Raw genomic sequence first — 15,213 nt, forward strand, 5'->3', positions numbered from 1 at the left:
CAATTACCTCTCCGCCGGCGGCGGCAGGTCGTTCGTTAGGGGCGTGGGTGTGCCAGGTCTCCGGGCCGACGCTGGCCTAGGGGCTGCTATGCTCAGGCGCATCACGGAAGGAAGCGCACAATGAACAAGGCCCAGAAATTGTTTGTTGATCAGTCGTTAATGGTGGCCATATCGCTTGCCTGGATTTCATGGACTGTCGTCATCATCTTGGGAGTCGGTGCTCCCTTTCCGGCCGAAAGTGACTCGCTCCGCGGATTGATCGAAGAAATTCTTGTGCTGGATCGGTCGCTCGTTCTGGAGGTGACCAAGCTTCTGGGTGTGTGTCTCTGGGGGTGGCTCTGTTTTTATGTCCGCTTGGGGCGCCGGAAGTAGTTGATCAACTCAGCTGCGGGGTGTCGCCGCTCCCTGGAATCTGTTTTCAAAAAAAGTGCCGTGGTTGAGTTGGAAGAACGCCAATCACGCCACGATGCGTCGGTGCTGTGCGAAAGTGAGTGTCTGTCTTCGTCTGCAAGCGAAGAAGTTCTTCCTGCGTTTTGACGAAATTTTGAGGCCGGTTTGACCCGGGATTGACAACGTCCTCTCTAGAGTCCTTGTGCACCCTGCAGTTTGCAGGCTTACGCGAGGATTGCGCTCCGATGAATAAACTGCCTCAGATCACCCTGGCGTTCTGGGTGATGAAGATCTGTGCAACAACGCTCGGTGAAACAGCCGGCGATCTGCTGTCGATGACTTTGAATGTCGGCTATGCCCTTAGCTCGCTGATTCTGATCAGCCTGTTCCTGGTGTCACTGGTCGGCCAGTTGCGTGCAAGCACTTTCCACCCTGCGCTTTACTGGACGGTGATTCTGACCACCAGCACTGCGGGAACTACCATGTCCGATTTCATGGATCGGACCCTGGGATTGGGCTACGCCAGTGGATCGGCGATTCTGGTCACGCTCCTGCTGGTCGTGCTGGCCGTGTGGCGCCTTAGTGAAAGATCACTCGCTGTAGACCATATCGACAGTCGTCGCGGCGAACTCTTCTACTGGGGCGCGATCCTGGTTTCCAATACCCTGGGCACCGCCTTGGGCGACTATCTGGCTGACGACTCCGGGCTTGGCTTTGCTGGGGGTGCACTGCTGATTGGCAGCCTGATTACCGTTGTCGCGCTGGCGTACTACTACACCCGAATCTCTCGTGTCTTGCTCTTCTGGCTGGCGTTTGTGTTGACTCGCCCGTTTGGCGCAACGCTTGGTGATGTGTTGACCAAGGCCCACGACAAAGGAGGTTTGGATTTCGGAACCATTGGTTCGTCTTCAATCCTTGCGGTGGTGCTGATAGCACTGGTGCTCATCTCACTACGTAACCAACGTAGCGAGCCTGCGCTGGCTGTGGTGCCGGTGAGTCGACGTCGGTAAGCGACAGCGGATTATGCTGTAGGACGATAAGCTCGAGACTCAGCACATCCGCCCTATGAGTTCCTGCTCCAAGGACGCTGGGGTCGACCTCGAATGAGGGGCCCCAGTGTCGTTTCAAGGAACAAGCGTTTTGGATGCGGCGCTTTCCAGTTGCCGCGTTTGCGTGATCAGGTTCTGGTGTTCAGCCTCTCGCATTCACCCATCGCAAAAGCCTCCTCTTGATGCTTGCCGCCGACATAGTCGCCGGTAGCCCTGTCGATAATTCGGTACCAGTACGCATCACCATTTCTTATCCCTTTGATCTGGACTCGCGGGACCCTTTTCACCGAGAAGCGTGCACTCATGGTGGAACTCCTTGTGTAGGTAGAAGTGGAACACTCTTGATAGTCGCGACTTCTCGACCTCGCAACCTTGAAGTCGATTCGGATCGTTTCAGATGTCCAGGCAGCGGCCGCAGCCCACCCAGGGTGTCGGGGCCGAGCTGGGTGATGAAATCTGCATTGATTCCCCGTCATCGGATCGACACGCGCACCCGTGAGTGCGCCTGCTTGCTTCTTTGTCGCCAAACAATCGTCGTTTTGGCCGCTTTTCGGTCTGCACCCTGGTATCTGGTTTCCTCGCCTCGCTCCCTCAACAGTCACTTCGCGCATTCAATTCGACCGCTCATCCTCGGATGAGCGCTGAGATTTCTCGTCTTCTCTCAATAAACCGCTCTAAATCGAGCATTTCAGGCATTCCTGACGAGCGCGCCAATTCGCTGGCTAGGTGTCATTTACAACCTGTAACACCTGCTCTTTAGTCATGTTATTGACGCTACACGGTGCAAAACAACAACGAGCCAACGCGAAAACCAGCCCGTAACCTCACTGGTGCAGTTCCATTAGAGATGCCTTAAAGCGTCCGTCCAGTGTCGAGGGCCAGCAACTGGAGAGAGAGATGAAACGCCCTGACTGCGAGCACGCTACAGGTCGGTCGGAGGATTCGGCTGACGGCGAGGGGAGAAGGACATTTCTGAAACTGACAGCGGTGACGATGGCGGCGCCCCTGCTGATGACCGGTCGAGTGAGCCGGGCAGCCGAGCCACCACCTCCTGTGTTTCCACCGAGTCCACCGACGGTGCCCTGGGCCCACGAATTGCCCAAGCAGGTAAATCCGATCGTTCCAGTGTCCTCCCTCAATCCGGCGCCCACGGAAGTGGCCAACGTCCGCGCCGGGGAAGCGGGGCGTAATCCCCACCAGCGTTGGGCGCAGTTTTCGCCAGGTGCGTTGCTCTACGAGATCAGTGCGACGGAGCGAAAGGATTGGGTCTACAGCCCTTCTTATCCCGCTCAGTCGATCTGGGGCTACCACGCCAACAACGGTCCGGATCTGACCATGCCCAGCGCCACTTTTTTTGCGCGCTACGGGCAGCCGTTGATCTGCCGCATCCATAACAAGTTGCCGCAGAATCACGTGGGCTTTGGCACGCCGGAGATCTCGACCCACTTGCACAATTTGCATTGCGGGTCGGAAAGCGACGGTTTTCCCGGTGACTACTACAGCCCCAACAAGCATGGTCCGACCTTGTCGGCCAACGGCGAATACAAGGATCACTTGTATTCCAACGTGAAGGCCGGATTCGAAGCCCGCCAAGACCTGGTGGGTGACCCTACCGAAGCGTTGGGGACGCTCTTCTATCACGACCACACCCTGGACTTCACGGCGCCGAATCTCTACAGGGGGCTGGCCGGCTTCTACTACCTGTTCGATGAGCTGGACTCGGGCAACGAAGCTGATCCGAATCCCAACGCGCTGCGTCTGCCCAGTCATCCTTATGATTACCCGCTGAACTTCAATGACCGACGCTTCGACGCCAGCGGCAAGCTGTTCTACGACCAGGTCAATCCGGAAGGGGTGCTGGGAGACAAGGTGCTGGTGAATGGCCGGATCGAGCCCGTGCTGAGGGTGGCCAAACGCAAATACCGTTTCCGCCTGCTGAATACGGGGCCGAGTCGCTTCTATACCTTCTCGCTGGTCACGCCGACCGATGTGATGCAGAAGTTCACCCACATCGCCAACGACGGCAATCTGTTTCCGGCGCCGCTGCTGAATCAGACCGCAGTGAGCATTGGCGTGGCCGAGCGCGCGGACATCGTGGTCGATTTCACCAACTACGTGATCGGCACCCAGCTGTACCTGGTCAACCGCGCGCGCCAGGAACTGACCCGTGGACCCAAGGACATCAAGGACCCCGGTGTGCGTGTGCTGAAGATCATTGTTGATCGCTATCCGAGTGCGCCGGACCTCAGTCGGGTTCCAGCAACCCTTCGCCCACTGCCGATCATCACGCAGGACGAGATCAAGTCTGCACCGGTGCGGCGCTGGATCTTTGAGCGCGACAAAGGAATGTGGGCTATCAACGGCCAGTTCGTCGACGTGAACAAGGCAAGGGCGCAGATACCCAAGGGCGGCTATGAGATTTGGGAGCTCTCGAACGTGGATGACGGCTGGACGCACCCGATCCATATCCACTTCGAGGAAGGTCGCATCCTCCAGAAACTCGTCAGGGGTGTCAGCGTTCCCATCCCGCCCCATGAGCAAGGGCGCAAGGACGTCTATGTGATCGAACCGTTCACCACGCTGCGGATATTCCTGCGCTTCAGGGACTACAAGGGCAAGTACCCCATGCACTGCCACAACCTGATCCACGAAGACCACGCGATGATGCTGCGCTGGGACATCGTCTGACGCCAGCTGCGAAGCACCCTTGAGGTGGGAGGATTCATCATGAGTACTCGAAGAACGATGCTGGCTGGACTGGGCGGTGCGGCTGCGTTGCTGGCCGGCTGGGCGGCGACCCTCAGGAGCGCCGATCTGGGCAAGGTTGCTCCGGAGCGAGGCGCGGGGGCGATCCCGTTCCCCAATGTCACGCTCTATACCCACGAAGGCCGCAAGGTGAGGTTTTACGACGACTTGATTCGCGGCAAGGTCGTCACCTTCAACATGATGTACACCCAATGCGCTGGCAAATGTCCAACGATGACGGCGAACCTGCGTCAGGTTCAGCAGCTGCTGGGAGACAGGGCAGGGCGGAGCGTGTTCATGCACTCCATTACCTTGCAGCCGCTCCTGGATACGCCGGATGTGCTCAAGGCCTATGTCGACAAGTACCACATAGGTCCGGGGTGGCAATTTCTGACGGGTGATCCGGATGACATTGAAGCCATTCGCTTCAGTCTGGGTTTCTACGACATCAATCCGGAAATCGATCGCAACCTGACCACTCACACCGGCGTGGTCCGCATGGGTGACGACAACTTCCAGCGCTGGACCATGGCGCCGGCGTTGACCGGGCCGCAGCACATTCTGTCCACCCTTGATCATGTTGACAGACAATGGCGTGGATCGGTCTGACAGCCCCCCCGAAGGGTGTCTCTGTATCAAAACAGAGACACCCTTGACCCTCTGATACCTGGCTTGCCAGGCGACACTTCAGCCGATTGGCGCAACTGGCTGTAAACTACGCGCTTTGGAAATCCGCTCGCGTCCGATTTTCATCCCTGTTGAACATTCCTGGGTGATAAATTGGCGCTTGTTATCTGACGTTCACTGCATCTGGCGCTAGGTCATTCTCGGGTCATTTGCTAATGTGGACTTCATTCGAACAAGCTTGCTGCCATGGCAGCGCGCGATGCACTGAGAGGTGTCGCTTGATTAGGGTGCTGGTGGTCGACGACCACGATCTGGTAAGAACGGGGATCACCCGCATGCTGGCCGATGTGGACGGCTTGCAGGTGGTGGGGCAGGCTGACAGCGGCGAGGAAGCCCTGAAAAAGGCGCGGGAACTCAAGCCTGATGTAGTCCTGATGGACGTCAAGATGCCGGGTATTGGCGGCCTGGAAGCCACCCGCAAACTCCTGCGCAGCCATACCGATCTCAAGGTAGTTGCGGTGACTGCCTGCGAAGAGGATCCGTTTCCGACGCGACTGTTGCAGGCCGGTGCGGCAGGTTATCTGACCAAGGGGGCGGGGCTGGAGGAAATGATCCAGGCGATTCGCCAGGTCTTCGCCGGTCAGCGCTTCATCAGCCCGCAGATCGCCCAGCAACTGGCGCTCAAATCGTTCCAGCCGCAGGCTTCCGGTTCGCCTTTCGATCTGTTGTCCGAGCGTGAAATCCAGATCGCTCTGATGATCGCCAACTGCCAGAAAGTGCAGAGCATTTCCGACAAGCTCTGCCTGTCGCCGAAGACGGTAAACACCTACCGGTACCGGATCTTCGACAAGCTTTCCATTTCCAGCGACGTTGAACTGGCGTTGCTGGCAGTCCGACACGGCATGGTAGACGCCGTCAGCTAAGATGTCCGACTCCTTCGACGCAAGTGCTTTCCTTGCCGCCTGCAGCGGTCGTCCGGGTGTTTACCGGATGCTCGATGCAAGCGGCAAGCTGCTTTATGTGGGCAAGGCGAAGAACCTGAAGAAGCGCCTTGCCAGCTATTTCCGCAAGACAGGCCTGGCGCCGAAGACCGCCGCGCTGGTGGCGCGAATCGCTCAGGTCGAGACCACCATCACCGCCAACGAGACCGAAGCCCTGCTTCTCGAGCAGACGCTGATCAAGGAATGGCGGCCGCCCTACAACATCCTGCTGCGGGACGATAAGTCCTATCCGTACGTGCATCTCAGTGACGGCGATTTCCCGCGCCTGAGCATCCACCGTGGGGCGAAAAAGCAGAAGGGGCGTTACTTCGGGCCTTACCCCAGTGCCGGGGCGATTCGCGAAAGCCTCAATCTGCTGCAGAAGGCTTTCCTGGTCCGCCAGTGCGAGGACAGCTACTACAAGAACCGCACCCGACCCTGCCTGCAATACCAGATCAAGCGCTGCAAAGGCCCGTGTGTGGGACTGGTGGACCCGACCGAGTACGCCGAGGACGTGCGTCATTCGGTGATGTTCCTGGAAGGGCGCAGCAATGCGCTGAGCCAGGAACTCTCCACCGGGATGGAAGAAGCGGCGCAACGGCTGGATTTCGAGCGGGCGGCCGAACTTCGTGATCAAATCGCCATCCTGCGCCGGGTCCAGGATCAGCAGAGCATGGAAGGCGGCACGGGCGACATTGATGTCGTCGCAGCCATCGCTACGCCGGGCGGTGCATGCGTCCATCTGATCAGCGTGCGCGGCGGCCGAGTGCTGGGCAGCAAGAATTTCTTCCCGCAGGTGGGGATAGAGGAAGAGGCGGGCGAAGTCCTGGTGGCCTTCATTGGTCAGTACTACCTGGGCAACCAGGAGCGGGATCTGCCCAGCGAGTTGATCGTCAACACCCTCCATGAAGATTTCCCCACCCTGATCTCGGCGCTGGCCGAACTGCGTGGCCGCGAACTGGATATCAGCCACAGGGTGCGGGGCACTCGCGCGCGCTGGCAGCAACTGGCCGTTACCAATGCCGAGCAGGCCCTGGCGGCGCGCTTGGCCAACCGGCAGCACACCGCGGCGCGCTTCGAGGCCCTGGCTGAAGCGTTGGGTCTCGACGAAGCACCTCAGCGCCTGGAGTGCTACGACATCAGTCATTCCAGCGGTGAGGCCACCGTTGCTTCCTGCGTGGTATTCGGCCCTGAAGGTCCGCTGAAGTCGGACTACCGCCGCTACAACATCGAAGGCGTTACTGCCGGCGACGACTATGCGGCCATGCACCAGGCGCTGTCCCGCAGGTTCAGCAAGCTGAAGGACGGAGAGGGCAAGCTTCCGGACGTGCTGCTGGTAGACGGCGGCAAGGGCCAACTGGCCATGGCGCAGGAAGTGCTGCAGGAACTGGCGGTGCCGGAGCTCATCCTGCTGGGCGTCGCCAAGGGGGTTACCCGCAAGCCGGGTTTCGAGACGCTTTACCTGAACGACGCCGCGCACGAATTCACCCTGCCGGCGGACTCGCCTGCGCTGCACCTGATCCAGCAGATCCGCGACGAGGCTCACCGCTTTGCGATCACCGGGCACCGGGCGCGACGCGGCAAGGCCAGGCGCACATCCAGCCTGGAAGACGTGGCCGGGGTAGGGCCGAAGCGTCGCCGCGAGCTGCTCAAGCACTTCGGTGGGCTGCAGGAACTGAACCGCGCCAGCATCGAGGAAATCGCCAAGGCGCCTGGTATCAGCAAAAAGCTTGCTGAGTCGATTTATGCGGCCTTGCACAGCGAGTAGAATGCGGCCTTCCTTCAGAACCAGCCGTAACGATGAATATTCCTAACCTGCTCACCGTTCTGCGCGTACTGCTCATCCCTGTCTTCATCCTGCTGTTCTATCTGCCGTTCTCCTGGAGCTATCTGGCAGCCAGTGCAGTCTTCGCTATCGCGGCGGTCACCGACTGGTTCGATGGCTACCTGGCTCGCCGCTGGCAGCAGAGCACACCCTTTGGCGCTTTCCTCGACCCGGTCGCAGACAAGCTGATGGTGGCGGTGGCGCTGGTACTGCTGGTGGAAGAGCACCACAACCTCTGGCTGACCCTGCCGGCCGCCACCATTATCGGGCGCGAGATCGTGGTCTCGGCCCTGCGCGAATGGATGGCTGAACTCGGTGCCCGTGCCCACGTTGCGGTGTCGAACCTCGGGAAATGGAAAACCGCTGCGCAGATGCTGGCGCTGGTCATCCTGCTGGCAAACCCGCCGCTGCTTAACTTCTGGGTGGCAATCGGATATTTCCTGCTGATCCTGGCAGCAGCCCTGACCCTCTGGTCGATGCTGCATTACCTGCTGGCCGCGTTGCCGCACCTCAGCACTGACCCGAAGGAAAAATAAAAGTTTTTTTGAATCAAGGGGTTGACGGCAGTTCATGAATCTATAGAATGGCGCCCGTCAACACGACAAAGCGGGAATAGCTCAGTTGGTAGAGCACGACCTTGCCAAGGTCGGGGTCGCGAGTTCGAGTCTCGTTTCCCGCTCCAGTTTCACGCGATGACGCCGCCGAAAGCGGCGTCATCGTTTAGGCCGGATGGCAGAGTGGTCATGCAGCGGATTGCAAATCCGTGTACGCCGGTTCGATTCCGACTTCGGCCTCCATCTAAAAAGCCCCGTAGATCAAAAGTCTACGGGGCTTTTTTCATGCCTTGCGAAAGTTCGTAGCACGGATGGTTTTGGGACGCGTCCCATAACGTCCGTCACTTCGACGGCTTCGCAACGGCACCGGCACGGCGGTAAACGCGCTCCGTGATTCCTTCCTTGCTATGGCCCAGCAGCCAGCTGGCATCGTCTTCCTTTCATCGGAGCATTAGAGCACCGCGTCGCAAGGCGCTGTCGCATCTTTTGGGTTCCTTGATTTGCGGCGTGGCGCCGTATTGCGGAGGTTTCGATGGCACGCGATAAAGAGTTTGCTTTGAAGCAGGCATTGGTGGCGGTGCTGGCTGCTGCGAGGGAGCTAGGTGTGGGCGACCAGATAGTGGCTAAGGCAACTGCTGGTCTGGTCAGCGACAACCCCAGATACCGTTGGCTCCAGCAATCGCATATCAAGTCGCCGGTCTCAGAGATCGAGCAAACGGCAGGGTGGATCGAGCGACAAGCCAGTTAAGTGTTCTGATCGAGTGGTGCTTTCTCCAGATTGAGTGATGCCGTGTCGCTTGTCCGGCCGGCGAATGGTGCGTGTGATTGTTGAGCTCGCCCTCCAGGCCATGGGGGCGGCCAATGCCAGACGCCGGCCGTGACAGGCGAGCACGTCCCCGTAGTCGATCAACTACAGGCACCTGGCTGAAATCGCCACAGCAGGTGGCTGTGAACGACGATATTTGGCCCTGCCCGGATTCAATACATTGACCCCCTCATGGAGTTGATCCATGGGCGTTAACCATTCAGTCGAACGTTAGGGGCACCGTATGAATCTCTCGAATCTGCGAACTGAGTCGGTCTACCAGACTTGGGACTTACTGGTTGGATTATCCCGTGACACCAATCTGCCACATGATGTCCGGCGGGGAGCGAATTGGTTGCTGAGGCACTATTCATTCTCCCAGAAGGTCCACCGAAGCTCTCCGGTCTTACCTGACACGCAGGATGAGGGGGTAGTGCAACGCGAACAGCGCGCCGATCGGTCGACCGACTCAATGCCGCTCATGCGCCTGCCGGTGGGTCGCAGGCATCGGTAGACCGCCTTGCCTGAGCAGGGTTGCGCAAGAAGCAATGGGTTGGCTTCACATTGCGAAAACGATTGTTTCGTAAGGTGGTTATTGGAAATGTTTTAGTAATCGGGCTACGAATCTGCGTACACCGGTTCGATTCCCGCTCCGTATTCCATCAAAAAGCCCCTGGATCAAACATCTACGGGGCTTTTTTCATGCGTTCTTGATCGGTACGGCAGGTCGACCAGGGGTGAAGTCAGTGGTGAGACTGGCTGGCGATCCACGCCTAAGTGATTGATTCGGAATTTTATTTGGGCTTAAATCAGCGCCCTGCATCAGTACCCCCTCCTGCCCGGATGGCGAAATCGGTATACGCAGAGCACTTAAAATGCTTCGCCCTTTGGGCTTGCGGGTTCGAGTCCCGCTCCGGGCACCATTGAAATCAATGCCTTGCGCACCTTTCTTCAAGTTATTTCCCGTCAGCATTGACGGGCTTTTCGCGTTCAGTTCCTGCCCGCAGCGGGGCCGGAAGAAAACGATCTAATAACTCGCAGCCAGCATCCAGAGCCTTTGCTACCCTGAATTTCAGTAGGTGGATACGCAGACTGATGCGCGAGGAGGGTAGTGAGAAGACGTGGGGCGCGTTCCCTGGGGTACACGGTTAGAAAGATCTCCCTACTGAGATCAAGCCCTTGCGCCGTGTGAAGCAGAAGAGATGACATGCTTCTGTCAGATGCCCGAAAAATCTTGCAAGCCGGAAACCAGCACCGGCCACCTACTACGAATTCCAGGCCCGCCTCGTGCGGGCCTGTTCGTTTCACGCGGTGATAGGTGGGAAATCATTCCTTCCTATATCATCGGTGAACGCCCGGTCGTAGGAACATTCCGATACTGGTGTTGAACCTTACTTGCAGCTAAACGGACCAAGGCTGTAAGCATGGTGCACGTCCGCATCGAATCCGGAGTGCGAATCCGCGGGCACCCAAAGGCCTGAATGGATCAGGCGAGAGAGGAAACGAATGGAATCGAAAGAGCAGCAACTGGTGCGTTTGCTCAGCCTGACCACCCGCAGTCTCACTCATCTCACGGCAGCGATGAGTGAAATGTCCTTCGAGATGATGCGCAGTGAAGACCCCGCAGTGAAAACCGCAGGGCGGCGCATGATTGATCACCTGGCGTTCATTGGCGCTGGCCTCGACCAGCATTGGGAGGCGCTGGCGGCCTTCGGCGACATGCCCATTCCCTACGAAGTCGCCGAGGCTTTGGTCGAAATGGAGCTGAATGAACTTCCGCTGGAATCCTGAAACCAGGCGCTCCCGGCGTTTCTCGTTACTGTCATTCCGTTGTCACGTCCCTGCCATCAGGCTTGGATGGAATCCGCCTATCACTGGCGGAGGTGCTTTCCATGCGGATATGCGTGATTGGTGCGGGTTACGTGGGATTGGTGACGGCGACCTGCTTTGCCGAAATGGGTAACCAGGTGAGTTGCGTGGAGCGGGACCCCTTCCGTCTGTCGCGCTTGGCCCGAGGCCAGGTGCCCATCTACGAGCCCGGCCTTGAGCCCATGCTCCAGGCCCATCTCGCCAGCGGCCAGTTGAGCTTCACCTCACACATGGATGAAGGCGCCGACCAGGCTGACATCGTCTTTATCGCGGTCGGCACACCCAGCGGCGAGGACGGCTCGGCCGACCTGAGTCATGTGCTGGCGGTGGCCGAGGAACTCGGCGCCTGCCTCAAGCGGTCATGCCTGGTGGTGGACAAGTCCACGGTGCCGGTAGGGACGGCGGAGCGGGTGGCCCAGCACATCAACGCCGGCGTGACGGCGCGTGGCCTGGGATTCCAGGTCCACGTGGCGAGCAATCCGGAATTCCTCAAAGAAGGCTCGGCCATCGATGACTTCATGCGCCCGGACCGGGTCATCATCGGCTGCGACGACCCGGAAGCCACCGAACAACTCCGCCGCCTCTACGCGCCGTTCCTGCGCAACCACGAGCGGGTACTCGCCATGGGTGTGCGGGCTGCTGAATTCACCAAGTACGCCTCCAACGCTTTCCTCGCCACCAAGATTTCCTTCATGAACGAGATGGCCAGCATCTGCGCGCGGCTGGGCGTGGATATCGAGGACGTGCGCCGCGGCGTCGGCAGCGACAAGCGCATCGGCACCCACTTCATCTACGCCGGCTGCGGCTATGGCGGCTCCTGCTTCCCCAAGGACGTGCGGGCGCTGATCCGTGCCGCCGAGCAAGAGGGCATGGAGCCTGGCATCCTGCGCGCCGTGGAGGCACGCAACGCGCTGCAGAAGACCCTGCTGTTCCAGGCGCTGCGCGAGCACTTCAACGGTTTCCTGCAGGGCAGGGTGGTGGCGCTCTGGGGGCTGGCATTCAAGCCGGGCACCGACGACCTGCGCGAAGCGCCCAGCCTGGTACTGCTGGATGCACTGCTGCAAGCCGGCGCGCGCGTCCAGGCCCATGACCCGGCGGCCAATGCCGGTGTCGCTGCGCGCTACCCCAAGGCGGTGGAGTCCGGCCAGTTGCGCCTGATGGACTCGCCATACAGCGCAGCCGAAGGCGCTGATGCTCTGGTGTTGGTCACTGAATGGAAGCAATTCCGCCAGCCGAACTTCGAGCGGATTCGCGGTCTTATGCGCATGCCCGTGATCTTTGATGGACGCAACCTCTACGAGCCGGCGCAGCTGGCTAAAGCAGGGTTCCTGTATCGAGGCATAGGACGGCCCGCAAGCGGCCATTGTAAGGCGCGTGCCGCGTGATTAGACTGCGCGGCAATTCGCCATAACACCCACCCCAAAGGATCGAAATGATCAAGAAATGCCTGTTCCCCGCCGCCGGTTACGGCACCCGCTTCCTGCCGGCCACCAAGGCGATGCCCAAGGAAATGCTGCCAGTGGTCAACAAGCCGCTGATCCAGTACGGCGTTGAAGAGGCCCTGGATGCTGGCCTGAGCGAGATCTCCATCGTTACCGGCCGCGGCAAGCGCGCTCTGGAAGACCATTTCGACATCAGCTACGAGCTGGAGCACCAGATCAAGGGGACCGACAAGGAGAAATACCTGGTCGGCATCCGTCGCCTGATCGACGAATGCAGCTTCTCCTACACCCGTCAGGTGGAAATGAAAGGCCTGGGCCACGCCATCCTCAGCGGTCGTCCGCTGATCGGTGACGAGCCCTTCGCCGTGGTGCTGGCGGACGACCTTTGCCTGAACCTGGAAGGCGACGGCGTACTGACCCAGATGGTCAAGCTGTACAACCAGTTCCGTTGCTCCATCGTGGCCATCCAGGAAGTGCCCCGCGAGGAAACGTCCAAGTACGGTGTGATCGCCGGCGAGATGATCCGCGACGACATCTTCCGTGTGAACAGCATGGTCGAGAAGCCCAAGCCCGAAGACGCCCCCTCCAACCTGGCGATCATCGGCCGCTACATCCTGACTCCGGACATCTTCGATCTCATCGAGCAGACCGAGCCGGGCAAGGGCGGTGAAATCCAGATCACCGACGCCCTGATGAAGCAGGCCCAGGACGGCTGCGTGCTGGCCTACAAGTTCAAGGGCAAGCGTTTCGACTGCGGTGGCGCGGAAGGCTACATCGAAGCGACCAACTACTGCTTCGAGAATCTGTATAAGACCGGCAAGGCCTACTGATCGGGCTGAACCTGCGAAAAGGCCGCCTTCGGGCGGCCTTTTTCGTTTTCTCGGTTGGTGGTTTTCCTTGGGGGCTACCCAGCACTTGTAGGGTGGACCACGCGCCATCAGTCCACCTTTCGAGGCTCGGCCAGGCACCGGTGGTGGATGATAAGCGCGTCATCCACCCTCCAGCAGGGCTGCGCGCTGCATGTGTTTCCACTGGAATGAACGGGCGTGCTACGGAATCGGCATGGCCTCCGACCCCGGCCCCAGCGGTTGGCCGTAGCTGAACTCGACATAGTTGCCCGCCGGGTCGCGCAGGCCGCAGTAGTAACCCACCGGATAAGGCTCGTCCCGCGGTGGCCAGATCAGGCAGCCGACGGCCTCGGCCTGGACGGCGATGGCATCCACCCGTTCGCGGCTGTCCACGGCGAAGCCGAAGTGGCTGTAGTCATCGGGGGCGAGATGGCGGTCCTGGCCGCCGGGCATGATGACGAAGATGAACCGGTGCTCCTTGCCGGGTTCCGCCATCCAGACGATCTTCGAACCTTTGGCGCAACGCTCGTGGATCACCCGCATGCCGCAGAAGTCTTCGTAGAAACGGATGCACGACTCCAGTTCCGGCACATGCAGGGCCACATGGGTGAGGGTGGGGCGCATGGGATTCTCCTCCTCGATGCCTCAAGAATAGGCCCGGCAACTGGTCAGAGACAGATCTTCCGGTATGCTGGCGGCTTGTTTCTGGAGACTTGCCATGGCTTACGACTTCGATCTTTTCGTCATCGGTGCCGGTTCCGGCGGTGTGCGTGCGGCGCGCTTTGCGGCCGGCTTCGGGGCCCGCGTGGCCATCGCCGAAAGCCGCTACCTGGGCGGCACCTGCGTCAACGTCGGCTGCGTGCCGAAGAAGCTGCTGGTCTACGGTGCGCACTTCGCAGATGACTTCGAGCAGGCGCAAGGTTTCGGCTGGTCCCTGGGCGATGCCGGCTTCGACTGGGCGACCCTGATCGCCAACAAGAACCGCGAAATCCACCGCCTCAACGGCATCTACCGCAACCTGCTGGTGAACAGTGGCGTCACCCTGCTGGAAGGCCACGCGAAGCTGGTGGACCCGCACACGGTTGAAGTCGCCGGCCAGCGCTGCACGGCCAAGCACATCCTCGTCGCCACGGGCGGCTGGCCGCAGATTCCCGATATCCCGGGCCGCGAGCATGCCATCAGCTCCAACGAGGCCTTCTTCCTCAAACAGCTGCCCAAGCGTGTGCTGGTGGTGGGCGGCGGCTACATCGCCGTCGAGTTCGCCTCCATCTTCCATGGCCTGGGTGCCCAGACCACGCTGATTTATCGCCGTGAGCTGTTCCTGCGCGGCTTCGACAGCGCCGTGCGCAACCACCTGCGCGATGAGCTGGGCAAGAAAGGCATGAACCTGCAGTTCAACGCCGACATCGCCAGTATCGAAAAGCAGCCCGACGGCACCCTGCTGGCCACCCTCAAGGATGGTCGCCACCTGGAAACCGACTGCGTCTTCTACGCCACCGGCCGCCGCCCCATGCTCGATAACCTCGGCCTGGAGAACACCAGCGTCGAACTGGACGAGCGCGGCTTCATCAAGGTGGACGACCAGTACCAGACCACCGAGCCCTCGATCCTCGCCCTGGGTGATGTGATCGGCCGCGTCCAGCTCACCCCGGTGGCCCTGGCCGAAGGCATGGCCGTCGCCCGGCGCCTGTTCAAGCCGGAGGAATACCGCGCGGTGGATTACGAGCACATTCCCACCGCCGTATTCAGCCTGCCGAACATCGGCACTGTTGGCCTGACCGAGGAGCAGGCCCGCGCCAAGGGCCACAAGGTGACGATCTTCGAAAGCCGCTTCCGTCCCATGAAGTTGACCCTGACCGAGAACCAGGAGCGCACCCTCATGAAGCTGGTGGTGGATGCCGACACCGACCGCGTCCTCGGCTGCCATATGGTGGGCCCGGAGGCGGGCGAGATCGTCCAGGGTCTGGCCGTGGCAATCAAGGCCGGCGCCACCAAACGCATCTTCGACGAAACCATCGGCGTGCATCCCACGGCCGCTGAGGAGTTCGTCACCATGCGTACCCCGGTTGGTGCCTGACC

General features: G+C 60.1%; 14 protein-coding genes and 3 tRNA genes. 15 read left to right on the forward strand and 2 right to left on the reverse strand.

Translation table 11 applies throughout. The features are described 5' to 3' along the window. Window positions 1-120: 120 nt before the first annotated feature. Window positions 121-372: a hypothetical protein gene (locus TQ98_RS11745; RefSeq protein ID WP_044872816.1), complete on the forward strand. Its 252-nt coding sequence runs from the start codon at window positions 121-123 to the stop codon at window positions 370-372. A 263-nt stretch (window positions 373-635) separates the two neighbouring features. Next, entirely contained in the window at window positions 636-1,400 is a 765-nt protein-coding gene (locus tag TQ98_RS11750) for a membrane protein (RefSeq protein ID WP_044872815.1), read from the forward strand. Window positions 1,401-1,567: 167 nt separating this feature from the next. Here the strand turns inward: TQ98_RS11750 and TQ98_RS27755 are convergent, their stop codons facing one another. Continuing rightward, entirely contained in the window at window positions 1,568-1,744 is a 177-nt protein-coding gene (locus TQ98_RS27755; RefSeq protein WP_158249352.1) for a hypothetical protein, read from the reverse strand. A gap of 592 nt (window positions 1,745-2,336) precedes the next feature. Here TQ98_RS27755 and TQ98_RS11755 point away from each other — a divergent pair. The 12 genes from TQ98_RS11755 to galU all read left to right on the forward strand — a co-directional run bounded on the left by TQ98_RS11755 (window position 2,337) and on the right by galU (window position 13,116). After that, on the forward strand, window positions 2,337-4,127 hold the full coding sequence (locus TQ98_RS11755; protein WP_044872814.1) for a multicopper oxidase domain-containing protein: 1,791 nt from the start codon (window positions 2,337-2,339) through the stop codon (window positions 4,125-4,127). A 39-nt stretch (window positions 4,128-4,166) separates the two neighbouring features. Next, window positions 4,167-4,793, forward strand: a complete 627-nt coding sequence (locus TQ98_RS11760; protein ID WP_044872813.1) for an SCO family protein — start codon at window positions 4,167-4,169, stop codon at window positions 4,791-4,793. A gap of 296 nt (window positions 4,794-5,089) precedes the next feature. Then, entirely contained in the window at window positions 5,090-5,734 is a 645-nt protein-coding gene (uvrY, locus tag TQ98_RS11765) for a UvrY/SirA/GacA family response regulator transcription factor (protein WP_044872812.1), read from the forward strand. Window position 5,735: 1 nt separating this feature from the next. Beyond that, window positions 5,736-7,559, forward strand: coding sequence for an excinuclease ABC subunit UvrC (uvrC, locus tag TQ98_RS11770; protein WP_044872811.1), 1,824 nt, complete (start codon window positions 5,736-5,738; stop codon window positions 7,557-7,559). Window positions 7,560-7,591: 32 nt separating this feature from the next. Next, the gene (gene pgsA, locus TQ98_RS11775; protein ID WP_044872810.1) at window positions 7,592-8,152 is read left to right on the forward strand and encodes a CDP-diacylglycerol--glycerol-3-phosphate 3-phosphatidyltransferase; all 561 of its coding nucleotides are present in this window, start codon (window positions 7,592-7,594) and stop codon (window positions 8,150-8,152) included. Window positions 8,153-8,222: 70 nt separating this feature from the next. Continuing rightward, a tRNA-Gly gene (locus TQ98_RS11780) sits at window positions 8,223-8,298 on the forward strand. A 41-nt stretch (window positions 8,299-8,339) separates the two neighbouring features. Beyond that, a tRNA-Cys gene (locus TQ98_RS11785) sits at window positions 8,340-8,413 on the forward strand. 289 nt (window positions 8,414-8,702) lie between these two features. Further along, window positions 8,703-8,918, forward strand: coding sequence for a hypothetical protein (locus TQ98_RS11790; protein WP_044872809.1), 216 nt, complete (start codon window positions 8,703-8,705; stop codon window positions 8,916-8,918). An 894-nt stretch (window positions 8,919-9,812) separates the two neighbouring features. Next, window positions 9,813-9,898 (forward strand) — tRNA-Leu (locus TQ98_RS11795). Between the two features lie 583 nt (window positions 9,899-10,481). Then, complete coding sequence (locus tag TQ98_RS11800) at window positions 10,482-10,766, forward strand: hypothetical protein (protein WP_044872808.1); 285 nt, start codon at window positions 10,482-10,484, stop codon at window positions 10,764-10,766. Further along, window positions 10,763-12,229, forward strand: coding sequence for a UDP-glucose/GDP-mannose dehydrogenase family protein (locus tag TQ98_RS11805; RefSeq protein WP_146036006.1), 1,467 nt, complete (start codon window positions 10,763-10,765; stop codon window positions 12,227-12,229). Before TQ98_RS11800 ends, TQ98_RS11805 begins: the two co-directional genes overlap by 4 nt. 47 nt (window positions 12,230-12,276) lie before the next feature. Continuing rightward, the gene (gene galU / locus TQ98_RS11810) at window positions 12,277-13,116 is read left to right on the forward strand and encodes a UTP--glucose-1-phosphate uridylyltransferase GalU (protein WP_028628025.1); all 840 of its coding nucleotides are present in this window, start codon (window positions 12,277-12,279) and stop codon (window positions 13,114-13,116) included. A gap of 219 nt (window positions 13,117-13,335) precedes the next feature. On the opposite strand, the gene TQ98_RS11815 is transcribed toward galU, so the two are convergent. Further along, a complete protein-coding gene (locus tag TQ98_RS11815; protein ID WP_044872806.1) occupies window positions 13,336-13,758 on the reverse strand; it encodes a VOC family protein in 423 nt (140 codons plus the stop codon). A gap of 94 nt (window positions 13,759-13,852) precedes the next feature. Between TQ98_RS11815 and gorA the strand changes: the two genes are divergently transcribed. Further along, a complete protein-coding gene (gene gorA / locus TQ98_RS11820; protein WP_044872805.1) occupies window positions 13,853-15,211 on the forward strand; it encodes a glutathione-disulfide reductase in 1,359 nt (452 codons plus the stop codon). Window positions 15,212-15,213 lie beyond the last annotated feature (2 nt).

The sequence above is a fragment of the Pseudomonas sp. LFM046 genome (assembly GCF_000949385.2).
In the GTDB taxonomy this organism is placed as follows: Bacteria; Pseudomonadota; Gammaproteobacteria; order Pseudomonadales; family Pseudomonadaceae; genus Metapseudomonas.

Excerpts from the sequence above, each read along its gene's own strand:
- TQ98_RS11790 (WP_044872809.1), top strand. The coding sequence starts at position 8,703 with ATGGCACGCGATAAAGAGTTTGCTTTGAAGCAGGCATTGGTGGCGGTG.
- TQ98_RS11800 (WP_044872808.1), top strand. The coding sequence starts at position 10,482 with ATGGAATCGAAAGAGCAGCAACTGGTGCGTTTGCTCAGCCTGACCACC.
- galU (WP_028628025.1), top strand. The coding sequence starts at position 12,277 with ATGATCAAGAAATGCCTGTTCCCCGCCGCCGGTTACGGCACCCGCTTC.
- TQ98_RS11750 (WP_044872815.1), top strand. The coding sequence starts at position 636 with ATGAATAAACTGCCTCAGATCACCCTGGCGTTCTGGGTGATGAAGATC.
- TQ98_RS11745 (WP_044872816.1), top strand. The coding sequence starts at position 121 with ATGAACAAGGCCCAGAAATTGTTTGTTGATCAGTCGTTAATGGTGGCC.
- TQ98_RS11815 (WP_044872806.1), bottom strand. The coding sequence starts at position 13,758 with ATGCGCCCCACCCTCACCCATGTGGCCCTGCATGTGCCGGAACTGGAG.
- TQ98_RS11755 (WP_044872814.1), top strand. The coding sequence starts at position 2,337 with ATGAAACGCCCTGACTGCGAGCACGCTACAGGTCGGTCGGAGGATTCG.
- gorA (WP_044872805.1), top strand. The coding sequence starts at position 13,853 with ATGGCTTACGACTTCGATCTTTTCGTCATCGGTGCCGGTTCCGGCGGT.
- pgsA (WP_044872810.1), top strand. The coding sequence starts at position 7,592 with ATGAATATTCCTAACCTGCTCACCGTTCTGCGCGTACTGCTCATCCCT.
- uvrC (WP_044872811.1), top strand. The coding sequence starts at position 5,736 with ATGTCCGACTCCTTCGACGCAAGTGCTTTCCTTGCCGCCTGCAGCGGT.
- TQ98_RS11760 (WP_044872813.1), top strand. The coding sequence starts at position 4,167 with ATGAGTACTCGAAGAACGATGCTGGCTGGACTGGGCGGTGCGGCTGCG.
- TQ98_RS27755 (WP_158249352.1), bottom strand. The coding sequence starts at position 1,744 with ATGAGTGCACGCTTCTCGGTGAAAAGGGTCCCGCGAGTCCAGATCAAA.